The organism is Ectopseudomonas guguanensis (assembly GCF_900104265.1).
Lineage (GTDB): Bacteria > Pseudomonadota > Gammaproteobacteria > Pseudomonadales > Pseudomonadaceae > Aquipseudomonas > Aquipseudomonas guguanensis.
Window position 1 is genome coordinate 39676 of record NZ_FNJJ01000014.1, and the last position, 17178, is coordinate 56853.

At 64.7% G+C, this 17178-nt stretch carries 13 protein-coding genes; 8 read left to right on the forward strand and 5 right to left on the reverse strand.

Annotation, left to right across the window (positions count from 1 at the left end):
- The first annotated feature begins 260 nt into the window (after positions 1 to 260).
- The 4 genes from BLS61_RS19160 (at position 261) to BLS61_RS24120 (ending at position 5130) form a co-directional block, all read left to right on the forward strand.
- A complete protein-coding gene (locus BLS61_RS19160; RefSeq protein WP_090433540.1) occupies positions 261 to 1952 on the forward strand; it encodes an L-lactate permease in 1692 nt (563 codons plus the stop codon).
- Positions 1953 to 2035: 83 nt separating this feature from the next.
- Positions 2036 to 3175 carry an FMN-dependent L-lactate dehydrogenase LldD gene (gene lldD / locus BLS61_RS19165; protein ID WP_090433542.1) on the forward strand — a complete coding sequence of 380 codons (1140 nt, stop codon included), beginning with the start codon at positions 2036 to 2038 and terminating at the stop codon, positions 3173 to 3175.
- Positions 3176 to 3179: 4 nt separating this feature from the next.
- A complete protein-coding gene (gene dld, locus BLS61_RS19170; RefSeq protein ID WP_090433544.1) occupies positions 3180 to 4892 on the forward strand; it encodes a D-lactate dehydrogenase in 1713 nt (570 codons plus the stop codon).
- A 145-nt stretch (positions 4893 to 5037) separates the two neighbouring features.
- The gene (locus tag BLS61_RS24120) at positions 5038 to 5130 is read left to right on the forward strand and encodes a hypothetical protein (protein WP_394328154.1); all 93 of its coding nucleotides are present in this window, start codon (positions 5038 to 5040) and stop codon (positions 5128 to 5130) included.
- 252 nt (positions 5131 to 5382) lie between these two features.
- Here the strand turns inward: BLS61_RS24120 and clpB are convergent, their stop codons facing one another.
- The 4 genes from clpB to BLS61_RS19190 form a co-directional block, all read right to left on the reverse strand.
- Positions 5383 to 7947: an ATP-dependent chaperone ClpB gene (gene clpB / locus BLS61_RS19175; protein WP_090433547.1), complete on the reverse strand. Its 2565-nt coding sequence runs from the start codon at positions 7945 to 7947 to the stop codon at positions 5383 to 5385.
- A 278-nt stretch (positions 7948 to 8225) separates the two neighbouring features.
- A complete protein-coding gene (locus BLS61_RS19180; RefSeq protein WP_090433549.1) occupies positions 8226 to 8963 on the reverse strand; it encodes a nitroreductase family protein in 738 nt (245 codons plus the stop codon).
- 132 nt (positions 8964 to 9095) lie between these two features.
- On the reverse strand, positions 9096 to 9581 hold the full coding sequence (locus tag BLS61_RS19185) for a glutathione peroxidase (protein ID WP_004424465.1): 486 nt from the start codon (positions 9579 to 9581) through the stop codon (positions 9096 to 9098).
- Positions 9582 to 9753: 172 nt separating this feature from the next.
- A complete protein-coding gene (locus BLS61_RS19190) occupies positions 9754 to 10239 on the reverse strand; it encodes an FKBP-type peptidyl-prolyl cis-trans isomerase (protein WP_090433551.1) in 486 nt (161 codons plus the stop codon).
- 11 nt (positions 10240 to 10250) lie between these two features.
- On the opposite strand from BLS61_RS19190, the gene BLS61_RS24060 reads away from it, so the two are divergent.
- The 4 genes from BLS61_RS24060 to BLS61_RS19210 all read left to right on the forward strand — a co-directional run bounded on the left by BLS61_RS24060 (position 10251) and on the right by BLS61_RS19210 (position 14975).
- The gene (locus tag BLS61_RS24060) at positions 10251 to 10535 is read left to right on the forward strand and encodes a DUF3565 domain-containing protein (RefSeq protein WP_090433553.1); all 285 of its coding nucleotides are present in this window, start codon (positions 10251 to 10253) and stop codon (positions 10533 to 10535) included.
- On the forward strand, positions 10536 to 11720 hold the full coding sequence (locus BLS61_RS19200) for an acetate kinase (protein ID WP_090433555.1): 1185 nt from the start codon (positions 10536 to 10538) through the stop codon (positions 11718 to 11720).
- Between the two features lie 9 nt (positions 11721 to 11729).
- A complete protein-coding gene (gene pta, locus BLS61_RS19205; RefSeq protein ID WP_090433557.1) occupies positions 11730 to 13823 on the forward strand; it encodes a phosphate acetyltransferase in 2094 nt (697 codons plus the stop codon).
- Between the two features lie 255 nt (positions 13824 to 14078).
- The gene (locus BLS61_RS19210; protein ID WP_090433559.1) at positions 14079 to 14975 is read left to right on the forward strand and encodes a 1-acylglycerol-3-phosphate O-acyltransferase, YihG family; all 897 of its coding nucleotides are present in this window, start codon (positions 14079 to 14081) and stop codon (positions 14973 to 14975) included.
- Positions 14976 to 14990: 15 nt separating this feature from the next.
- On the opposite strand, the gene BLS61_RS19215 is transcribed toward BLS61_RS19210, so the two are convergent.
- On the reverse strand, positions 14991 to 17138 hold the full coding sequence (locus BLS61_RS19215; RefSeq protein WP_090433561.1) for a putative bifunctional diguanylate cyclase/phosphodiesterase: 2148 nt from the start codon (positions 17136 to 17138) through the stop codon (positions 14991 to 14993).
- Between the last annotated feature and the right edge of the window lie 40 nt (positions 17139 to 17178).

Consider the following 17178-nt stretch of genomic DNA (forward strand, 5'->3'; position numbering starts at 1 on the left):
CCTCATGGCGCAAGCCTATAGCGCCCGTCTTTGCTGAACAAGCAAGCACTATGCGACCAAAGTCTTAGCATCTCGATTTGACAGCCTATTGAGCAACTTTTAACCTGAGCCCGCAACTTTGTAAATTGGTATTACCAATTTAACCAACAAGAACAACAAACCATCGAGGTCTCGCCATGACAGCCCCATGCGCTGCAAGCCTGTTCGATAACGCCTCATCCCTGCCGCGCCAGTCGCGCGCTCGTGTGGAGTAACTCCCAATGTCCAACGGAATTCTCGCCCTGCTGGCGTTCTCGCCGATCCTGCTTGCAGCCATTCTGCTGATCGGCCTGCGCTGGCCGGCCAAGCACGCCATGCCACTGGTCTACCTGCTCACTGCCGCGGTTGGCCTGTTCGCCTGGGACATGACCCTCAACCGCGTACTCGCCTCCACGCTGCAAGGCCTGCTGATCACCCTGGGCCTGCTGTGGATCATCTTCGGCGCAATCCTGCTGCTGAACACCCTGAAGCACTCTGGCGGCATCACCGCGATTCGCGCCGGCTTCACCACCATCAGCCCTGATCGTCGCATCCAGGCCATCATCATCGCCTGGCTGTTCGGCTGCTTCATCGAAGGCGCCTCGGGCTTCGGCACGCCGGCGGCCATCGCCGCTCCGCTGTTGGTGGCCATTGGTTTCCCGGCTATGGCCGCGGTGCTGATGGGCATGCTGGTACAGAGCACACCGGTCTCCTTCGGCGCGGTCGGAACGCCGATCATCGTCGGCCTCAACACCGGCCTGGACACCGCCACCATCGGCGCACAGCTGGTCGAACAGGGCTCGTCCTGGGCGCAGTTCCTGCAACTGATCACCAGCGAAGTGGCGATCATCCACGCCACTGTCGGCGTGATCATGCCGACCATCATGGCGATGATGCTGACCCGTTTCTTCGGTCAGGAGAAAAGCTGGAAAGCCGGCCTGGAAGTGCTGCCGTTCGCGATCTTCGCCGGCCTGGCCTTCGTCGTGCCGTACGTCTTCACCGGCGTGTTCCTCGGCCCGGAATTCCCGTCGCTGCTGGGCGGCCTGATCGGCCTGGCCATCGTCACCAGCGCTGCCCGCTTCGGCTTCCTGGTACCGAAGAAGACCTGGGACTTCGCCCCGGCGGACAAATGGCCGAGCGAGTGGCTGGGCACCGTCGAGATGAAGCTCGACGAGCTCACTGCCAAACCGATGAGCGCCCTGCGCGCCTGGCTGCCCTACGTACTGGTCGGTGCTCTGCTAGTGGTCAGCCGCGTGTTCCCGGATGTCGGTAATGCCCTGAAGGCGGTGGTGGTGAACTTCCCCGATCTGCTCGGCGAAACCGGAATCAGCGCCAACTTCCAGCCACTGTACCTGCCGGGCGGCATTCTGGTCGCAGTGGTTCTGGCCACCTTCTTCCTGCACGGCATGAAGGCACGTGATCTGGGCAAGGCGGTGAAGGAATCCTCCAGCGTGTTGCTCAGCGCAGGCTTCGTGCTGCTGTTCACCGTGCCGATGGTGCGCATTCTGATCAACTCCGGTGTCAACGGCGCCGAACTGTCCAGCATGCCGATCCTCATGGCCCGTTGGGTAGCCGACAGCGTTGGCGGCATCTACCCGCTGCTGGCGCCGAGCATCGGCGCTCTGGGCGCCTTCATCGCCGGCTCCAACACCGTCAGCAACATGATGTTCAGCCAGTTCCAGTTCGGCGTGGCCAGCAGCCTGGGCATCTCCGGCGCGCTGATCGTCGCGGTCCAGGCCGTAGGCGCTGCTGCCGGCAACATGGTGGCGATCCACAACGTGGTTGCCGCTTCGGCCACCGTTGGCCTGCTCGGCCGCGAAGGCAGTACGCTGCGCAAGACCATCTGGCCGACGCTGTACTACGTGCTGTTCACCGGCATCATCGCGATGGTCGCGATCTACGTGCTGGGTGTCAGCGACCCGCTGGTGCACTGACCCGCATCACCGAAAGCGCCCCGGCCACGCCGGGGCTCTTGCCGTCAGGCTACGCTTCCCCTTTTCAGCAACAGGATGAGCCCATGATCATTTCTGCCTCTACCGACTATCGCGCCGCAGCCGAACGCAAGCTGCCGCCCTTCCTGTTCCATTACGTCGACGGCGGTGCCTATGCCGAGCACACCCTGCGCCGCAACGTCGCCGACCTGTCGGACATCGAACTGCGCCAGCGCGTGCTGAAGAACATGTCCGAACTGGACCTGTCCACCGAGCTGTTCGGCGAGAAGATGTCGATGCCGGTAGGTCTGGCGCCGGTCGGCCTGACCGGCATGTTCGCCCGTCGCGGCGAGGTGCAGGCAGCCAAGGCGGCAGCGGCCAAGGGCATTCCCTTTACCTTGTCCACCGTGTCGGTGTGTCCGATCGAGGAAGTGGCGCCGGCCATCGACCGGCCCATGTGGTTCCAGCTCTATGTGCTGAAAGATCGCGGCTTCATGAGGAACGCCCTGGAGCGCGCCAAGGCTGCCGGCTGCTCGACCCTGGTGTTCACCGTGGACATGCCGGTGCCCGGCGCGCGCTACCGCGACGCCCACTCCGGCATGAGCGGCCCGAACGCCGCCATGCGCCGTGTGCTGCAGGCCATGACTCATCCGCAGTGGGCCTGGGACGTCGGCCTTATGGGCAAGCCGCACGATCTGGGCAACATCTCCGCCTACCGCGGCAATCCCACCGGCCTGGCTGACTACATCGGCTGGCTGGGCGCCAACTTCGATCCGTCGATCTCCTGGAAGGACCTGGAATGGATCCGCGACTTCTGGGACGGCCCGATGGTGATCAAGGGCATCCTCGACCCGGAAGACGCCCGCGACGCGGTGACCTTCGGCGCCGACGGCATCATCGTTTCCAACCATGGCGGTCGTCAGCTCGACGGCGTACTGTCCAGTGCCCGCGCCCTGCCGGCCATCGCCGACGCGGTCAAGGGCGAGCTGAAGATCCTCGCCGACTCCGGCATCCGCACCGGCCTGGATGTGGTGCGCATGCTCGCCCTCGGTGCCGACACCGTGCTGCTCGGTCGCGCCTTCATCTACGCCCTGGCCGCTGCCGGCGGCGCTGGCGTGAGCAACCTGCTCGACCTGATCGAGAAGGAAATGCGCGTGGCCATGGTGCTGACTGGCGCCAAGTCCATCGCCGAGATCACCTCGGACCTGCTGGTAAAGGAGCGTTGAGCCGATGACCGCTGCCGCCTCCCTGAGCCGCGACGCCCTGCTGGCGCAGATGCGCCAGATCGTTGGAGCCAGCCATGTGCTGACCGATGAACAATCGACACGGCGCTTTCGCAAGGGCCATCGCACCGGCGAGGGCAATGTGCTGGCGGTGGTGCGCCCCGGCTCGCTGCTGGAGCAGTGGCGCGTCCTGCAGGCCGCGGTGGCGGCCGATCGCATCGTCATCATGCAGGCGGCCAATACCGGCCTGACCGGAGGCTCGACCCCCGATGGCGAAGACTACGACCGTGAGATCGTGCTGATCAGCACCCTGCGCATCACCGGCGTGCAGCTGATCAACGATGGCCAGCAGGTAGTCTGTCTGCCCGGCGCCACCCTGGATCGCCTGGAGCAGGCGCTGGCGCCGCTGAATCGCGAGCCGCATTCGGTGATCGGCTCGTCCTGCATCGGCGCCTCGGTGCTCGGCGGCATCTGCAACAACTCCGGCGGCGCCCTGGTACGCCGCGGCCCGGCCTATACCGAACTGGCGCTCTACGCGCAGGTGAAGGATGACGGCTCGCTGGAGCTGGTCAATCACCTGGGGATCGAGCTGGGCAACAGCCCCGAGGAGATCCTCACCCGCCTGCAGAACGGCGACTACACACCGCAGCAGGTGCGCAACGAAGAACACGCCAAGGCTTCCGACGCGCGCTACGGCGAGCACGTGCGCGATGTCGACGCCGACACCCCGGCGCGTTTCAACGCCGACCCGTCGCGCCTGTTCGAGGCCTCCGGCTCGGCCGGCAAGCTGTGCCTGTTCGCCGTGCGCCTGGACACCTTCCCTAAGGAGCCGAGCACGGTGTTCTACATCGGCAGCAACGACCCGCACGATCTGACCGAAGTGCGCCGTCACCTGCTGGCCAAACTGCCACGCCTGCCGATTGCCGGCGAGTACATCCACCGCACCGCCTTCGACATTGGCGAGAAATACGGCAAGGATACCTTCCTGGTGATCGACAAATTCGGCACCGCCAGGGTGCCGGCCGCCTTCGCCATGAAGAGCCGGGTCGACGGCTTCTTCGAGCGTTTCGGCCTGCGTGGGGTGACCGACAAGGTGATCCAGGCGCTGATGAACCTGCTGCCCAGCCACCTGCCGGCGCGCATGCGCGAGTACCGCGACCGTTACGAGCATCACCTGCTGGTGCGGGTGTCCAACGACACCCTGGAGCAGACCCGCGCCTTCCTCACCGAGTACTTCACCGGCAGCGCCAGCGGCGCGTTCTTCGAGTGCGATGCCGATGAGGGACGCAAGGCCTTCCTGCATCGCTTCGCCATCGCCGGCGCGGCCATTCGCTACCGCGAGGCACACCGCAGCAGCGTCGAAGACATCCTCGCCCTGGACATCGCCCTGCGCCGCAACGACCGCGACTGGGTCGAGACACTGCCGCAGGAGATGGAAGAGCAGATCATCCACAAGCTCTACTACGGGCACTTCTTCTGCCACGTGTTCCATCAGGACTACATCGTCAGGAAGGGCATCGACCCGATCGAGATGGAACACCGCATGTGGAAACTGCTGGACGCACGCCGCGCCGAGTACCCGGCCGAGCACAACGTCGGCCACCTGTACGTGGCCAAGCCGGCCCTGGCCGGTTTCTACCGCAAGCTCGACCCGACTAACACCTTCAACCCCGGCATCGGCCATACCTCGAAGAAGAAGCATTGGGGTGGCTGTTGCTAGGACGCTGAGTCCATACGTAGGAGCGGCTTTAGCCGCGAACGAGAAAAATCGCGGCTAAAGCCGCTCCTACACGAAACGCGCAGCACCGTAGCCCGGATGCAATCCGGGAAAACTGACGCCGACTGCCCGGATTTCATCCGGGCTACTGGCCGGTTTCTACCGCGAGCTCGCCCCGACCAACACCTTCAACCCCGGTATCGGCCACACCTCGAAGAGGCATTGGGGCGGCTGTTGCTGAAGGACAAGCCCAGTCTCCCTCTCCCGCTTGCGGGAGAGGGGCCGGGGGAGAGGGCCTATCCGGTAACGCCGAGTCGCCTGAACCACCCTCTCCCCAACCCTCTCCCATAAATGGGAGAGGGAGCAGGCTGGGCATATCCCGTAGCCCGGATGCAACCCGGGGACACCTGACGCCCATTTCCCGGATTTCATCCGGGCTACAAAAGCAAAGGCCCGCCGATTTGGCAGGCCTTCGTGTTTACGCGGCAAGCGGTCAGGCGAAGACGATCTCCTCGCCCTCCACCTTGGCCTTGACCTGCGCACCGGGGGCGAAGTCGCCAGCCAGGATACGCTGCGCCAGCGGGTTCTCGATCCAGCGCTGGATCGCGCGCTTGAGTGGGCGCGCGCCATACACCGGGTCGTAACCGACAGCAATCAGCTTGTCCAATGCCTCCGGCGTCAGCTCCAGGCTCAGTTCGCGCTCAGCCAGGCGACCACGCAGGCGTTTGAGCTGGATCTCGGCGATGCCGGCGATCTGCTCGCGGCCCAGCGGCTCGAACACCACCACCTCGTCGATGCGGTTGATGAACTCGGGACGGAAATGGCTGCTCACCGCGTCCATCACCGCCGCGCGCTGCGCTTCCTTGTCGCCGACCAGCTCCTGGATCTGCGCCGAGCCGAGGTTGGAAGTCATCACGATCACGGTGTTCTTGAAGTCCACGGTGCGCCCGTGGCTGTCGGTCAGGCGACCGTCTTCGAGCACCTGCAGCAGCACGTTGAACACATCCGGGTGGGCCTTCTCCACCTCATCCATGAGCACCACCGAGTACGGTTTGCGCCGCACCGCCTCGGTCAGGTAACCGCCCTCCTCGTAGCCGACATAGCCGGGCGGCGCACCGATCAGACGGGCGACGCTGTGCTTCTCCATGAACTCGGACATGTCGATGCGCACCAGCGCTTCCTCGGTGTCGAAGAGGAACTCGGCCAGCGCCTTGCACAGCTCGGTCTTGCCCACCCCGGTCGGGCCGAGGAAGAGGAACGAGCCGCTCGGCCGGTTCGGATCGGCCAGGCCGGCACGGGAACGGCGCACGGCATTGGCCACGGCCACCACCGCTTCGTCCTGGCCAATCACCCGCTGGTGCAGCAGGCCTTCCATCTTCAAGAGTTTCTCGCGCTCGCCTTCGAGCATCTTGCTTACCGGAATGCCGGTCCACTTGGACACGACCTCGGCGATTTCCTCGTCGGTGACCTTGTTGCGCAGCAGCTGGTTCTCGCTCTTGCCGTGCTGGTCGACCATCTGCAGGCTGCGCTCCAGATCCGGGATCACCCCGTACTGCAGCTCGGCCATGCGGTTGAGGTCGCCCTTGCGCCGCGCGGCTTCCAGCTCGGTCTTGGCCTGTTCGATGCGTTGCTGAATCTGCGCCGATCCCTGAACCTCGGCCTTCTCCGATTTCCAGATTTCCTCCAGGTCGGCGTATTCCTTCTCCAGCTTGGCGATATCTTCTTCCAGCTTGACCAGGCGCTTCTTGGTCGCCTCGTCATCTTCCTTCTTCAAGGCCTCGCGTTCGATCTTCAGCTGGATCAGGCGGCGATCCAGACGGTCCAGCTCCTCCGGCTTGGAGTCGATCTCCATGCGGATGCGGCTGGCGGCCTCGTCGATCAGGTCGATGGCCTTGTCCGGCAACTGGCGGTCGGTGATGTAGCGATGGCTGAGCTTGGCCGCGGCAATGATCGCACCGTCGGTGATGGTCACGCCGTGGTGCACCTCGTAGCGCTCCTTGAGGCCGCGCAGGATGGCAATGGTGTCCTCCTCGCTCGGCTCGTCCACCAGCACCTTCTGGAAGCGGCGCTCCAGCGCGGCATCCTTCTCGATGAACTGGCGGTACTCGTCCAGCGTGGTGGCGCCGACGCAGTGCAGCTCGCCACGGGCCAGGGCCGGTTTGAGCATGTTGCCGGCATCCATGGCGCCCTCGGCCTTGCCGGCACCGACCATGGTATGCAGCTCGTCGATGAACAGGATGATGCGCCCTTCCTGCTTGCTCAGCTCGTTGAGCACGGCCTTCAGGCGCTCCTCGAACTCGCCGCGGAACTTGGCACCGGCGATCAGCGAGCCCATGTCCAGCGACAGCAGGCGCTTGTCCTTGAGGCCATCGGGCACCTCGCCATTGACGATGCGCTGGGCCAGGCCTTCGGCGATGGCGGTCTTGCCTACACCGGGCTCGCCGATCAGCACCGGGTTGTTCTTGGTGCGACGCTGCAACACCTGGATGGTGCGGCGAATCTCGTCGTCACGGCCGATCACCGGGTCGAGCTTGCCCTCCTCGGCGCGCTTGGTCAGGTCGACGGTGTACTTGTCCAGCGCCTGGCGCGATTCCTCGACGTTGGGATCATTCACCGCCTGGCCGCCACGCAGGTTGGCGATGGCGTTTTCCAGGGCCTTCTTCGACACGCCCTGGCCAAGCAGCAGCTTGCCCAACTTGGTGTTCTCGTCCATGGCGGCGAGCAGCACCAGCTCGCTGGAAATGAACTGGTCGCCCTTCTGCTGCGCCAGGCGGTCGGCCTGGTTGAGCAGACGCGCCAGGTCCTGCGACAGGTTGATGTCACCGGTGGGGTTCTGCAGCTTGCCGAGCTGATCCAGCTCGCGGGTCAGGCCCTGGCGCAGGCTGTTGATGTCGAAGCCCACCTGCATCAGCAGCGGCTTGATCGAACCACCCTGCTGTTCCAGCAAGGCCTGCATCAGGTGCAGCGGTTCGATGGCGGCGTGGTCCATGCCCACGGCCAGGGACTGGGCGTCGGAGAGTGCAAGCTGCAGCTTGCTGGTCAAACGATCGATACGCATAAATGTCCTTCCTCCAGAGTGGCGGGCCGGGACTACATCCCCGAAAAAAGGGCGTCTCTAAAAACGTAGGCGAGGCAGTCAGCACAAGGCAAAAACAAGCGAAAAAGCGGAGTTTACGAGCTGTAAATGAGCATTTTGATCGAACTCGCGCCCGAGCTTGTTTTTAACGCAGTGATGACAACGCAGGTAGTTTTTAGAGGCGTCCGTAGATACCCGCCGAGATGAAGACTAGATAAGGACGATTACGCCGTATTCAAGAGACGACGACTTGACCCAGATCAGCGCCAGATCACCTGCTGCTCCAGCGGAAAGCGCAGGCGCGGGTTGTACACGCTCTTCTCGCCCTGCCGCCCGACGGCCAGCAGCATGATGGGGATGGCCTGGCGCGGAATGTCCAGCACGCGGCGCAGGCGCACCTCATCGAAGCCTTCCATCGGACAGGTGGCATAGCCATGGCTCTGGAAGGCCAGCATCAGATTCTGCGCCGCCAGCGCGGTGGACTTCACCGCCCACAGGCGCATGTCGGCCTTGCTGTTGGGTTTGCGCATCAGCGGCTTGCGCAACGCCATCAGCCGCACCAGCTGCCGCTTGAACAGCCCCAGCAGTCCCAGCGGCCCCTGGTTGTACTGGAACGGCGCGGTCTTGCTGTAGAAGCGGCGGATGCGCGCCGGCACTTCGGCTTCCGGCCACTGCTCGATGACGTTGCGACAGGCCTGGCGCCAAGTGTCGGGCCGCGCCAGCACGGCGATGATCAAAGGCGCCCGCGCAGCGTTCTGGCTCATGCACACCGGGTGCAGCTGCGCCAACAGCGCCGGGTCGCGAATCACCTGAAAGCTCCAGGGCTGCAGGTTGCAGGAGTTCGGCGCCAGCACGGCCAGCTCCAGGCAATCACGAATCACTGCGTCCGGCACCGGTTCGGGGGTGAAGCGGCGTACCGCACGGCGACTTTCGATCAGCGCGCGCAGTTCGGCCGGCGAAGCCATGGCGGGCGTTGGCTCGTTGGGAAAGCTGGTCATGGGCGCACTCCTCGGCAGTCGCCCGATTAAGCAACCGGGCGACTTTGCGAACAAGAGGATGGGAGGAAATGGCCGTGGATTTGGCTGATCAGCCTCACCTGCGCCTCTGATCGAGGACGCAGGAGCCAAGACCTAGAGGCCGAGCGCTTTTTCGATGGCCTGGATCAGTGCCGGGTCATCAGGTGTGGTACGCGGCGAGAAACGCGCCAGCACGCGGCCGTCCTGACCGACCAGGAACTTCTCGAAGTTCCAGGTGATATCGCCGGGAAACTCCGCGCCCTCGCCCGCCAGCAGGCGATACAGGGGGTGGCGACCGGGGCCGTTGACCTCCAGCTTGCTGCCCAGCGGGAAGGTCACGCCATAGTTGAGGCTACAGAACGAACGGATCTCGTCCTCGCTGCCCGGCTCCTGGCCGGCGAACTGGTTGCAAGGTACGCCGAGCACGGTAAAACCGTTGCCCTTGTACTGCTGATAGAGCTTCTCCAGCCCGGCGTATTGGGGCGTCAGGCCGCACTTGGAGGCGACGTTGACCACCAGCACTACCTGGCCCTTGTAGGGCGCCAACGGCAGTTCCTGGCCGTCCAGCGCGCGCAGATTGAGATCGTGAAAGGCACTCATGACGAACTTCCTCAGCGAATTCAGTGCAGCGGGCGCAAGGCCCGGTATCCTCAAGGCAGCTGCATCGGGCAAGCCGCCATGCATGAAAAAGGCGCCCTGAGGCGCCTTTATCGCAAGCTTGAGCTTAGCAGCGGTTCACCCGCAGTGAATGACCGCAAGTCGCCTGAACGACTCAGTGGTGATGACCACCTTCGCCATGGATGTGACCGTGGGCCACTTCTTCTTCGCTGGCCTCACGCACGTTCACCACCTTGACCTTGAAGTTCAGGCGCTGGCCGGCCAGCGGGTGGTTGCCGTCGACGGTCACGTCGTCGCCGTCGATGTCACGGATGGTCACGATCTGCATGCTGCCGTCCGGGCCGGAAGCGTGGAACTGCATGCCCACTTCCAGGGTGTCGACACCTTCGAACATGGCGCGGCTCAGGGTGGCGACCAGCTCGGCGCTGTATTCGCCGTAGGCGTCTTCCGGCTCGACGGAGACTTCGACTTCGTCACCGGCCTGCTTGCCGACCAGGGCCTTTTCCAGGCCGACGATGATGTTGCCGGCGCCATGCAGGTAAACCAGCGGCGCGCCGCCAGCGGAGCTGTCGATCACCTCACCGGCATCGTTGGTCAGGGTATAGTCGATGGAGACGGCCTTGTTGGCGGCGATCAGCATGGGGAGACCTTTTGCGAAAGAGAAATGAACGGTCAAGTCTAACCAAGGCCAGCCTGGATTGCGACCCGAGCCCGGACAAACGGACCACGCGCATCGTTGATTTCCATCAGGACGAGCATGGCGACTGGGTGGCAGTCTTGGCTTGTGGCCATACTCAGCATGTACGCCACCGACCGCCCTGGCAGAATCGGCCCTGGGTACTCGATCCCGAGCAGCGTCAGGCCAGGCTGGGCAGCCCCTTTGCCTGCGGCTGGTGTGCCAGGGATGGGTCGCAAGATGAATTCAAGGAAGCGTAAATGTCTGCACGCAACATTCTGGTGATCAACTGCGGCAGCTCGTCGATCAAGTTCGCCCTGGTCAACGAAGCACAGGAAACCTTCATTCTCAGTGGCCTGGCCGAACGCCTGGGCAGCCCCGAGGCGGTGCTGCACTGGCAACAGGGCGAGCACAAGGACAGCCTGGTGTTGTCAGGCGCCGACCACCGCCTGGCCCTGTCTCACCTGCTGCCCATCGTGCAGCAGGCGGCCGCTGGCGCGCTGCACGGCATCGGCCATCGCGTGGTGCATGGTGGCGAATATTTCTCCAGCGCCACGCGCCTGGATGCCGTCAGCCTGCAGGCAATCCGCCAGGTCGCGCCGCTGGCACCGTTGCACAACCCGGCCAATCTGCAAGGCATCGAGGCGGCGATGAAGCTGTTCCCCGACCTGGTGCAGGTGGCAGTATTCGATACTGCCTTCCACCAGAGCCTGCCCGAGCACGCCTACCGCTACGCCGTGCCCGAGGCGCTGTACCGCGAGCACGGCGTGCGCCGCTACGGCTTTCATGGCACCAGCCATCGCTATGTCAGCCAGCAAGCCGCGCAGATGGCCGGCCTGCCAGCGGACGCCAGCAGCTGGCTGGTGGCGCACCTGGGCAACGGCTGCTCGACCTGCGCCGTGGAAAACGGCCACAGCCTTGATACCAGCATGGGCCTGACGCCGCTGGAGGGTTTGGTGATGGGCACACGCAGCGGCGATGTCGACCCCAACCTGCACAGCCACCTGGCGCGCACCCTGGGCTGGAGCCTGGAGCAGATCGACGCCATGCTCAACAAGGACAGCGGCCTGCTCGGGCTGTCCGGCCTGTCCAACGACATGCGCACCCTGGAGCAGGCCCGCGAGCAGGGCCACGCCGGCGCCAGCCTGGCCATCGAGGTGTTCTGCTACCGCCTGGCCAAGTCACTGGCGGCGATGAGCTGCGCACTGCGCCGCCTCGACGGGCTGATCTTCACCGGCGGGATCGGCGAAAACTCGGCGCTGATCCGCAGCAGGACGCTCGACCACCTGAGCCTGCTCGGGCTCAAGCTCGACGCCCAGGCCAACGCCCGCTGCGTGCGCGGCGTCGCAGGTGCCATCCACGCTGAGGGGCATACCCGCGTGCTGGTGGTACCGACCAACGAAGAGCGGCAGATCGCCCTCGATACCCTTGCCCTGCTCGACTGAGGCTTTTTCATGCACACCTTCTTCATCGCCCCCACCGGTTTCGGTGTCGGTCTCACCTCCATCAGCCTCGGCCTGGTCGGCGCGCTGGAGCGCAGCGGCCTCAAGGTCGGGTTCTTCAAGCCCATCGCCCAGCCGCATGCTGGCGACCTCGGGCCGGAACGCTCCAGTGAGCTGGTCGCGCGCACCCATGGCCTGCACTCGCCCAAGCCGCTGCCGCTCAGCCATGTCGAACGTATGCTCGGTGACGGCCAGCTGGATGAATTGCTGGAAGAGATCATCAGCCTCTATCAGCAGGCCGCCGCCGACAAGGACGTGGTCATAGTCGAAGGCATGGTGCCGACGCGCCACGCCAGTTACGCCGCGCGGGTCAACTTCCACCTGGCCAAGAGCCTGGATGCCGACGTGATCCTGGTCAGCGCGCCGGAAGACGAGAGCCTCAGCGAACTGTCCGACCGCATCGAGATCCAGGCGCAGCTGTTCGGCGGCCCGAAGGATCCGAAGGTGCTCGGCGTGATCCTCAACAAGGTGCGCAGCGAGGACGGCATCGAGGCCTTTGCCGAACGCCTGCAGGAGTTCTCGCCGCTGCTCAAGACCGAGAATTTCCGCCTGCTCGGCTGCATTCCCTGGCAGGACGAACTGAACGCGCCACGCACCAAGGACATCGCCGAGCTGCTCGGCGCGCGCATCCTCAACGCCGGCGACTACGAGCAACGGCGCATGATGAAGATCGTGTTGTGTGCCCGCGCCGTGGCCAACAGCGTGCAGCTGCTCAAGCCGGGCACACTGGTGGTGACGCCAGGTGATCGCGACGACATCATCCTCTCCGCCTGCCTGGCGGCGATGAATGGCGTGCCCCTGGCCGGCCTGCTGCTGTGCAGCGATTTCGCACCCGATCCGCGCATCATGGAGTTGTGCCAGGGCGCCCTGGCCAGCGGCCTGCCGGTGATGACGGTGAGCACTGGCTCCTACGACACGGCCACCAACCTCAATCGCCTGAACAAGGAAATCCCGCTGGACGACCGCGAGCGCGCGGAGAAGGTCTCCGACTTCGTCGCCGGGCATATCGACCACGACTGGCTGACCAACCGCTGCGGCACGCCGCGCGAGCTGCGCCTGTCGCCACCGGCCTTCCGCTATCAACTGGTGCAACGAGCCAAGGCCGCGGCCAAGCGTATCGTTCTGCCGGAAGGCAGCGAGCCACGTACCGTGCAGGCCGCCGCCATCTGCCAGGCACGCGGCATCGCCCGCTGCGTATTGCTGGCCAGGCCGGAAGAGGTTCATGCGGTGGCTCGGGCACAAGGCATCGAGCTGCCGGAAGGGCTGGAGATTCTCGACCCGGATCTGATTCGCGGCCGCTACGTCGAGCCGATGGTCGAGCTGCGCAAGGGCAAGGGCCTCAATGCACCGATGGCCGAGGCGCAACTGGAAGACACCGTGGTGCTCGGCACCATGATGCTGGCCCTGGGCGAAGTGGATGGCCTGGTGTCCGGCGCCATCCATACCACCGCCAACACCATCCGCCCGGCGCTCCAGCTGATTAAGACCGCCCCCGGCTACAACCTGGTGTCCTCGGTGTTCTTCATGCTGCTGCCGGATCAGGTGCTGGTCTACGGCGACTGCGCAGTGAACCCGGACCCGAACGCCGAACAGCTGGCCGAGATCGCCCTGCAGAGCGCCAACTCGGCACAGGCCTTCGGCATCGAGCCGCGCGTGGCCATGCTCAGCTACTCCACCGGCGACTCCGGCAGCGGCGAGGAAGTGGAAAAGGTACGCGCCGCCACCCGCCTGGCGCGAGAAAAGCGCCCGGACCTGTTGCTCGATGGCCCGCTGCAGTACGACGCCGCCGCCATCGAGAGCGTCGGCCGGCAGAAGGCGCCGAACAGCCCGGTGGCCGGCCGCGCCACGGTGTTCGTGTTCCCCGACCTGAACACCGGCAACACCACCTACAAGGCGGTACAGCGCAGCGCCGACTGCATCAGCGTCGGCCCGATGCTGCAGGGCCTGCGCAAGCCAGTGAACGACCTGTCGCGCGGCGCTCTGGTCGACGATATCGTCTACACCATCGCGCTGACCGCGATCCAGGCGGCCAATCTGCCGAGCTGAAGCGTAGGGTGCGCCGTGCGCACCAATGGAAAGGTACGCGCGGGCCGGAAAAGCCGGCGCGCGCGGCGCACCCTACGCGTGATACCCAATGGTCATCTCTGGCACTTGCAGGTCAGTGCACAATCGTTAACCTTTGCGCCGACCCAGCCTGCCGCACGGATCGCCGCAGCGCGCTCGATCGATTCGGGGCTCGTAGAAGGCCCCATACCAGACCGCCCGCGTAGCGTGCGGCCTGCCTACGGAGGCGTTCGCCCAATGCTGCACTTTCTTCCCGCGCCGCTGCGCGGCCTGATCGCGAGCCTGATGCTGGCTCTGAACACCCTGTTCTGGTGCTGGCCGCTGTTCTTCGTCGCACTGCTCAAGTTGCTGCTGCCCTTCGCGCCGATCCAGCGCGCGCTGCGCTTCGTCATGCATGGCATCGCCGAAAGCTGGATCGGTGTGAACAAGTTCTGGATGCGCCTGGTCGGCCGTATCGACTGGAAGGTGCAGGGCCTGGAACGCTTCGATACCCGTCACTCCTACCTGGTCACCAGCAACCACCAGAGCTGGGTGGACATTCTGGTGCTGCAGTACCTGCTCAACCGGCGCATGCCGCTGCTGAAGTTCTTCCTCAAGCAGGAACTGATCTGGGTGCCGGTGATCGGCCTGTGCTGGTGGGCGCTGGAGTTTCCCTTCATGAAGCGCTTCAGCAAGGAGTACCTGGCCAAGTACCCGGAAAAGCGCGGCCAGGACCTGGCCACCACCCGTCGCGCCTGTGCACGCTACAAGAGCAACCCGGTGGCGGTGTTCAACTTTCTCGAAGGCACGCGCCTGACCCCGGCCAAGCATGCGCAGCAGCAATCACCCTTCAAGCACCTGCTGAAACCCAAGGCGGGCGGCATCGCCTTCGTGCTCGATGCCATGGGCGAACAGCTGCATGCCATCGTCAACGTCACCATCCACTATCCGCACGGCGTACCGGGTTTCTGGGACCTGCTCTGCGGACGTCTGGACGCCGTGCAGGTGAACTTCAGACAGGTGGAGATTCCGCGGGAGTTCATCGGTCGCAACTACGATCAGGACGACGCTTACCGCCTGGCCTTCCAGCAGTGGGTCAACCGTCTGTGGGAAGAGAAGGACGCGGAGCTGGCCAGCCTGCACCAGCAGGCCTGAAGCGCTACCGGCACTTCATTCCTCGCGCGGCAGGGGTAGCTGACTCCAGTCCAGCAGCGCCGGCACCTGCATCGCGCTGCTGGCCGGCACCCCTGGCGCTACCAGAAAGCCCTGCATGATGGTGCAGTGATGCTGCGTCAGCCATTCGCGCTGCGCCTGCGTTTCGACGCCTTCGGCGATGACCTCCAGGCCGAGATGGCGGCCAAGATCGATGATGGTGCTGACCACCGCGGCATCGCGCGGTGAGTCGAGCATGTTGGCGACGAACAGGCGGTCGATCTTCAGTGTGTCCAGTTCGAAGTGGCGCAGGTACGCCAGGGACGAATAACCGGTACCGAAATCATCGATGGCGATCTTGACGCCCAGCTCGCGCAGATGACGCAGCTGCGCCTGGGTCAGCTCCAGGTCCTGCATCAGCGCGCTTTCGGTCACCTCCACCTCCAGCTGGCTGGGTTTCAGACCGTGGGCATCGAGCACGCGCTGCAGGTCCGTGACCAGTTGCGGCATACCGAACTGCACCGGGCTGACGTTGAGACTGAGCACCATGTCTTCGCCAAACTGCTGCTTGAAGGCGGCCAGTTGCCTGGCGCCCTCGCGAAAGATCCAGTCGCCGAGACGGTTGATCAGGCGGGTTTCTTCGAGCAGCGGAATGAATACATTCGGCGCAACGGTGCCGGCAACCCGGTGCTGCCAGCGCAGCAAGGCCTCGAAGCCGCGCAGGCGCCCGGTCTCGAGCTGGAACTGCGGCTGGTAGACCAGTACGAAGTCGTCGTTCTCGATGGCGTGGCGCAGGCTCTCCTCGAGCATCAGGCGCGACCGCGCGCGGCCGTTCATCTCCGGGGAGAAGAAGCGGTATTGCTGGCGCCCGGCGCGCTTGGCCTCGTACATCGCCATGTCCGCCGAACGCAGCAGGCCCTCCACGCTCTGCCCGCACTCGGGGAAGCAGGCGATGCCGACGCTGGCGCCGAGGGTGAAGTCCACGCCGTCTAGGGTATGCCGCACCGAAACCAGTTCGATCAGCTTCTCCGCGACCTTGGCGGCATCCTCGGGATGGCCGAGGTTGTCCAGCAACGCGGTGAATTCGTCACCACCGATGCGCGCCAGGCTGTCGTAGGGGCGCAGGCAGGCCTTGAGCTGCTCGCCGACACGGCGCAGCAACTGGTCACCGACATCATGACCGAGCGAATCGTTGATGCGCTTGAATCCGTCCAGGTCGAGGTAGAGCACCGCGACCCGCTGGCCGCTGCGCTCGATACGCGCCAGCGCCGATTCCAGCGCCTTGTGAAAGCCGCGACGGTTGAGCAGGCCGGTCAGCGAATCGGTCACCGCCTGCGATTCCAGTTGCGCGTGCAGGTTGCGCACCACCGACATGTCCAGGGCGATCACCACCATGGCGCGTTGCTGCCGCGGCAGCGGGGAACACGACAGCGCCACCGGCAGGCAGCCACCCTTGAAGGTGCGCATCATGGCTTCGTGCACGCGGTAGGTCGCCTCGCGCTTGAAGTGCAGGTAGAACTCCGACTGCTGCCAGCCGCCCTCGCTGGCGGGATTCTTGAGGAAAGACAGGAGTTCGACGCCTTCCAGATCGGCCACCTCGCCATCGAGCATCTGCGCCATGGCGGGATTGGCGAACTGGATGCGGCCATCCTCGCCGACCACCAGGATGCCTTCGGCGGCATTGGCCAGCACCGAGGCGTTGAAGGCGCGCGCCCTTTCCAGCTGCTGGGACAGCGCCTGCAGCTCGCAGCGATTGTGCTCGTGTTCCAGCAGGCTTTGAATCTTGTGGCGCAGTACCGTGGGGTCGAAGGGCTTGAGCACGAAGTCCACGGCGCCGGTGCTGTAACCGCGCAGCACCGCATCATGGGTCTGGGCGATGGCGGACACGAAGATGATCGGCGTCAGCCGGGTACGCGGGTTGCCACGCATCAACCGGGCGACTTCGAAGCCGTCCATGCCCGGCATCTGCACGTCCAGCAGCACCAGCCCGACATCCTCCTCGAGCAGGCAGCGCAGGGCCTCCTCGCCGGAACTGGCACAGCGCAACTGCCACTCTCCATCCTCGAGCAGCGCCTGCATGGCCTCGAGGTTCTCCATACGATCATCCACCACCAGCAGAATCTGCCTGGCAGGTACGGCGGCGGTCTTGCTCTGCGCCTGGGCCATCGTCACTCCTCTATCCATCTGCCCTTGCTCTCTCCTGCCC